General features: G+C 31.6%; 5 protein-coding genes. 3 read left to right on the top strand and 2 right to left on the bottom strand.

Annotation, left to right across the window (positions count from 1 at the left end; translation table 11 throughout):
* The 3 genes from metG to SULYE_RS04920 form a co-directional block, all read left to right on the top strand.
* Nucleotides 1–1682, top strand: a 1682-nt coding sequence (metG, locus tag SULYE_RS04910) for a methionine--tRNA ligase (protein ID WP_007547111.1), incomplete at its 5' end; no start/stop codon positions are given.
* A gap of 25 nt (nucleotides 1683–1707) precedes the next feature.
* On the top strand, nucleotides 1708–3429 hold the full coding sequence (locus SULYE_RS04915) for an NAD+ synthase (protein ID WP_007547113.1): 1722 nt from the start codon (nucleotides 1708–1710) through the stop codon (nucleotides 3427–3429).
* Between the two features lies 1 nt (nucleotide 3430).
* Nucleotides 3431–4645: a cation:proton antiporter gene (locus SULYE_RS04920; protein WP_007547115.1), complete on the top strand. Its 1215-nt coding sequence runs from the start codon at nucleotides 3431–3433 to the stop codon at nucleotides 4643–4645.
* A 206-nt stretch (nucleotides 4646–4851) separates the two neighbouring features.
* Here SULYE_RS04920 and SULYE_RS04925 read toward each other — a convergent pair whose 3' ends face one another.
* Complete coding sequence (locus SULYE_RS04925) at nucleotides 4852–6039, bottom strand: cation:proton antiporter (protein ID WP_007547117.1); 1188 nt, start codon at nucleotides 6037–6039, stop codon at nucleotides 4852–4854.
* Nucleotides 6039–6434 (bottom strand): cation:proton antiporter regulatory subunit (locus SULYE_RS04930; RefSeq protein ID WP_007547118.1); only part of this gene is annotated, 396 nt, incomplete at its 5' end. The genes SULYE_RS04925 and SULYE_RS04930, both read right to left, overlap by 1 nt.

Raw genomic sequence — 6434 nt, forward strand, 5'->3', positions numbered from 1 at the left:
AGCTTGCAGATAAAACCCATTTAGCATTTAAAGAGCTTTGGAGAAAGCTTAATATAAGCTACGATAGATTTATCAGAACCACAGACCCAGACCACATAAAAGCAGTTCAATATATTTTTCAAAAATGCTATGAAAATGGAGATATCTATCTTTCTGAATATGAAAGCTACTACTGCGTTGGATGTGAAGAGTTTAAAACAGAGACAGAGATAAAAGATTATGATTATAAATGTCCTATCCACTTAAAACCTTGTGAAAAAGTCAAAGAAGAAAGCTACTTTTTCAGATTATCTAAATACACAGATAAACTTCTTGAATTTTATGAGAAAAACCCGGAGTTTATTCAACCAGATTTTAGAAAAAATGAAGTTGTTTCATTTGTAAAACAAGGATTAAAAGACCTTTCTGTATCAAGGAAAAGAGACCGTGTAGCATGGGGTATCCCTGTTCCTTTTGACCCATCTCACACCATTTATGTATGGTTTGATGCACTTACTAACTATCTAACAGCTGTTGGATATCCGGAAAACCTTAACGAGTTTTGGCCTGCTGATGTTCATATAGTTGGTAAAGATATTTTAAGATTTCATGCTGTATATTGGCCGGCATTTTTAATGAGTGCAGGACTTGAAATTCCCAAAAAAGTCTTTGCTCATGGTTGGTGGACGGTAGAGGGTCATAAAATGTCTAAATCTCTTGGAAACGTAGTAGACCCATTTAAAGCAGCAGATGAGTTTGGCGTTGACCAACTTAGATACTTTTTATTAAGAGAAGTTCCGTTTGGGCTTGACGGTGATTTTTCTAAATCAGCTGTAATAAATAGAATAAACTCAGACCTTGCAAACGACCTTGGCAATCTTATATCAAGAAGCTTAACAATGATTCATAAATTCCAAAACGGAAAAATAGAAAGACCTTCTATTTTCAAAGAGATAGAAGAAGAGTATAAAAATGTTTATTCTAAAACCTTGGAAAATTATAAAAATTTTATTCAAAGGTTAGAATTTAGCAAAAGTCTTGAAGAGGTTTGGCAGTTTATAGATTGGCTTAATAAATATATTGTAAAAGTAGAACCTTGGAAGTTAAACAAAGAAGATAAAGAGTATCTAAAGACAACACTTTACACACTTGTAGATGGAATATATACTGTTGTATGGATGTTAAACCCATTTATGCCGCAAAAAATGGCAGAAGCTTTAAATATGTTAAACATTAATGAAATCAAAAAAGATATTAAGCCTTATAGCTTTCCGGCAGAAATTGCTATAAATCAAGTAGTTCCATTATTCCCAAGAGTTGAGATAAAGGAGGAAGAAAAAAAGATGGAAGAGGTAAAAAAAGAGGAAGTAAAACAAGAAGAATACATCACTATTGATGATTTTGCAAAAATAAAAATGAGAGTTGGAAAAGTGTTAGAAGCTGAAAAAGTTGAAAAATCAGATAAACTTTTAAAGTTAAAAGTAAGTCTTGGAGATGAAGAGAGAACAATAGTTTCAGGTATTGCACAGTATTACGAGCCTCAGGAGCTTATAGGTAAAAATGTAATCGTTCTTACAAATTTAAAGCCAAGAAAAATCTTTGGAATAGAGTCTCACGGTATGTTATTGGCGGCAAAAGATGGAGAAAGATTGACAGTACTAACTACAGATAAAGATGTTGAGGTAGGAAGTCCGGTTTCTTAAAGCTTAAAGAGGTTAAAAAGACTCTATGAAAAAAATTAGATTAGCCTTAGCACAGATAAATCCAGTAGTTGGAGATTTTGAGTATAACTATAATAAAATCCTTGAATTTATTGAAAAGGCAAAAAAATTAGAAGCAGACATAGTAGCTTTCCCTGAACTTGCTCTTACAGGATATCCACCAGAGGACCTTATTTTAAAGCCAAGTTTTATTGAAAAAAATCTTTACTACTTAGAAAAACTAAAAGAAAATGTTGATAACATCATTGCAATTGTAGGATTTATAGACAAACAAGAAGATGTTTTTAATGCTGCCGCTGTGATTTACAATAAAGAAATAGTCGGAGTGTATCACAAGCAGTTTCTGCCAAACTACGGTGTATTTGATGAAAACAGGTACTTTCAAAAAGGAGATGGGCTATTACTTTTATCAATAGATAATTATAAAGTCGGAGTATCAATCTGTGAGGATATATGGTATCCAGAAAATCCAGTCAATGATTATGCTATTCTTGGTGCTGAAGTAGTGATTAATATAAACGCATCTCCTTACTCACAAGGAAAAGTCAAAAGAAGAGAAGAGATGTTAAAGGTTAGGTCAAGAGATAATCTAATTTCTATAGCATATGTTAATATGGTAGGTGGTCAAGATGAGCTTGTTTTTGATGGAAACAGCTTAATTTTAGATACACAAGGTGAGATATTAGCAAAAGCAGAATCCTTTGAAGAAGAGTTATTATTGGCAGATATAGACCTTGACGAGATTTTTAGACTTCAGCTAAAAGATAACAGACTTAAAAATTTAAGATACTTAAAAAAACCTATAAATGTAAAAGAGATTAGATTAGACTACAAAATCAAAAATAAAAATAATCAAATATCTCAAAAGATAGCACTTGATAGAAAAGAGATAGAAGATACTTATAAAGCTTTGGTTGTTGGGCTTAGAGATTATATAAACAAAAATGGATTTAAGAAAGTTGTCATTGGATTAAGCGGGGGAATAGATAGTTCACTTACAGCTTGCATAGCAGTTGATGCACTTGGAAAAGAAAATGTTAAAGGTGTTTTAATGCCTTCACAGTATACTTCAAAAGAATCTATAGAAGATGCTTTAGAGCTTGCTAAAAATCTTGATATTGAAACATTTACCATTCCAATAAAAAATATTTTTGATAAATACTTAGAAGAATTTCAAGAAATATTTAAAGGCTTAAAACCAGACACAACAGAAGAAAATCTTCAAGCAAGAATCAGAGGAAATATTTTGATGGCGTTATCAAATAAATTTGGTTGGATAGTTATCGCCACAGGAAATAAAAGCGAGATGAGCGTAGGATATTCAACACTGTACGGCGATATGGTAGGTGGATTTGCAGTTTTAAAAGATGTACTAAAAACAAAAGTCTATGAGCTAAGCTATTACAGAAATTCTATATCAAAAGTAATACCGGATAGAGTTTTAACAAAACCACCATCAGCAGAACTTAGACCAAATCAAACAGACGAAGCAGAACTTCTTCCATATCCTATTTTAGACCAAATTATACAGTTTTACGTAGAACAGGACTTAACAGTTGAAGAGATTGTAAAGCTTGGCTTTGAAGAGAAAGATGTAAAGAAGATAATAAATCTTATAGATAAAAACGAATACAAAAGAAGACAGGCACCAATAGGAATAAAGATTACAGAAAGAGCATTTGGAAAAGATAGAAGAATGCCGATAACAAACAGATATAAGGAGTTTTAAAATGGATTTACACTATCTTTTCTTAAGCTTGGCTATAATTCTTTTTGTTGGAAGAGTTTTTGGAGATATTTTCAATAAATTTGGTCTTCCGGGAGTTTTAGGAGAGATTTTAGCAGGTGTTATACTTGGTTCAAGCGTTCTTGGAATTGTCTCTCCAAATGAGATCATAAAAGTTTTAGCAGAAATAGGAATTATATTACTTTTATTTAAAGTTGGTCTTGAAGCAGATTTTCATCAGCTAAAAAAAGTTGGAATTTATGCTTTTATCGTTGCTTTTGTTGGAGCTTTCACTCCAATGCTTCTTGGCACGTTGATTAGCTACTATATTTTAAATCTTTCTATGACAACATCTCTTTTTATCGGCGGTACTCTTACGGCTACAAGTATAGGTATTACAGTTAAAGTTTTAGATGACTTAGGAAAATTAAATGAAAGATTTGCTCAAATAGTTCTTGGTGCTGCTGTTCTTGATGATATTATTGGTGTGATAGTTTTAGCGGTTTTATATGAATATGCAAAAAAAGGAAGTATAGACATAAACGGAGCTGTAATCTTAATATTTTATATAGCCACATTCTTTATATTAGCCCCGATTGTTGCTAAAATTCTTGCAAGGTTGATAAATATTTTTTACGAAAAGCTTAAAAGTGATGAGTTTATTCCTGTTGCTATTATGTCAATGGTTTTTTTCTTTGCTTTTTTATCCCATGAAGTTGGCTCCCCGGAAATCCTTGGAGCCTTTACAGTCGGACTTGCCCTTTCAAGGCGGTTTATAATTCCATTTGCACTTTTCTTAAAAGCTGAAGAGAAAGAAAAAATGATTATAAAAATAGAACATTCTACATTACCAATTGTTTCAATCTTAACACCGATATTTTTTGTATCCATAGGACTAAGTTTAAACTTGAAGGTTATAGATTTTACTTCAATAGATTTTTGGAAAATCTCCATTTTGTTATTGATTGTGGCATTTGTCAGTAAGCTAATTTCAGGATTTTTTATTAAAGGTAGTTTAAATGAGAAAATATTAATAGGATTCTCAATGCTTCCAAGGGGTGAAGTTGGATTAATCTTTGCAGAAATAGGCAAGCAATCTAAACTTTTTGATGATATGCTCTATGCAAGTGTAATATTTGTAGTTGCAATTACTACATTAATAGCTCCAATCAGTTTAAAGATTCTTGGAAATAAAAGAAAGCAGAAAGAGTTGTTTTAAATCTTCTATTTACTATTATACCTTGGATGAGAAATTAGTGATATTTATAAAATTTAAAAAATGAGATCCTTCGGCCTTACGGCCTCAGGATGACACGGAAAGGTAAGCTTATAAAAATTTTAGAACACCCTTTAAAAATTGAGAAAAAAAGGAGATTCTTTCTATGGCTTTAGAATTACGGTCAATATGTTAATTAATTTTAATGCTTAGTTAAAATTTGAAAGCACTTTCTGCTTTCGTTGCTTTGGTTTTACGATCAACTTGGACAGTTTCGGTGCATATTGGGCAAAAAGTATACCTATCAAAGCCATAAAAAATATGTATACACCAAAAAATGATAAATACGCTGCCGGAGATAGCTTTGATATAACTATTGAAAATTCGCCTCTATTGATTATTGAGAATCCTGCTGTAATAGAAGCTCTTTTAGATAGTCCGTATATTTTACCCCCGATGTATCCGGTTAAAAATTTACCAACTGTAGAAATAACGATTAGAATTACCAAGGTCAAAATAGTTTTAGTGTCTAATAATTTTTCATCTAATATAATATTTGCACCAAATAGGAAGAAAAATATAGCAACAGCAAGGTCTCTAATAGATAACATACTTTTTTCAACTTCTTCTGATTTTCCGGTTTCAGAAATTAACATACCTATCAAGAAGGCTCCCAATGCTTCAGATAAACCAAGTGAGTAAGTCAGGCCTGCAAAAGTTATAAGACCTCCGAAAACAAACAATATAAATAAATCCTCGTTTAATATCTTGTCAATCAATAAAGCAAGCTGATTTTTAAAGGTCATTGAGATTAGAAATACAAAGGAAAATGCTGCTAAGATTTTTAATGCTATTATTCCGATTGCAATTCCTTCTATATTTTGTCCCGATAAAAATCCTGCCAAGACAGCCAACATTATCGGAGCAATAATATCTTCAAAGACCATTAAACCAAGGATCATTTCTGTTTCCGGGTTTGCAATTCTTTTCTCATCTACAATTATCTTCGAGGTTATGGCTGATGAAGATGCATATGCTATTGCACCCCCTAATATAGAGACCAAAAACTCAAATCCTAATATATTTAAAACAACTACCGGAACGAGAAAATTGAAAAATAAGTCTATAAAGCCAACAACCCATATTCTCTTTGCAACATCAATTGCTCTCGCAATATTAAATTCAAGTCCTAAATAGAAAAATAACAATACAATCCCTATTTCACTTAAATGTTCCAAGGTTTTATCTTCGTGAACATATTTTCCGAAAATAATTCCAATTAATATAAAAAGTATGATTGTTGGAAATTTTAAGAATTTTCCAATTAAACCAACGATAAATAAAACTAATGTAATTAATCCAAGGCTTAATAAAAAATTTACCGATGTATATTCCATTATCTTATCTCACAAGCAGAGTAAAAGATTTCATAGAATTTCTCTATTTGTTGCTTATTTCCAACTAATACAATAATATCTCCTTCTCTTAAAATTTCATCCGGTGAAGGATTGGTTATTGTTAAATCTCCCCGTATGATAGCAACGATTGATGCTCCGGTTTTTTTTCTTATTTCAGATTCTTTTATGCTCTTGTTTACAAGAGGAGAGACTTTTTCCAAAGAAATCCATTCGATTATGAGATTTTTTAAGAACATTTCCTTTTCTTCTTTTGCTTCAGGTTTAAAGAATGTGCCCATTAATACAGAACCAAGCTGATTTGCTTCCTCCTCGTTAAGCACAAAAGAACATACAGGTTCATCGAAATCACCCTTTTCAAAAAAGTAGATTTCTCT

Origin of the sequence: Sulfurihydrogenibium yellowstonense SS-5 (assembly GCF_000173615.1) — a bacterium.
Taxonomy (GTDB): domain Bacteria; phylum Aquificota; class Aquificia; order Aquificales; family Hydrogenothermaceae; genus Sulfurihydrogenibium; species Sulfurihydrogenibium yellowstonense.

Bases quoted from the DNA above. Each gene is read 5' to 3' on its own strand.
- SULYE_RS04920 (WP_007547115.1), top strand. From the start codon at position 3,431: ATGGATTTACACTATCTTTTCTTAAGCTTGGCTATAATTCTTTTTGTT.
- SULYE_RS04925 (WP_007547117.1), bottom strand. From the start codon at position 6,039: ATGGAATATACATCGGTAAATTTTTTATTAAGCCTTGGATTAATTACA.
- SULYE_RS04915 (WP_007547113.1), top strand. From the start codon at position 1,708: ATGAAAAAAATTAGATTAGCCTTAGCACAGATAAATCCAGTAGTTGGA.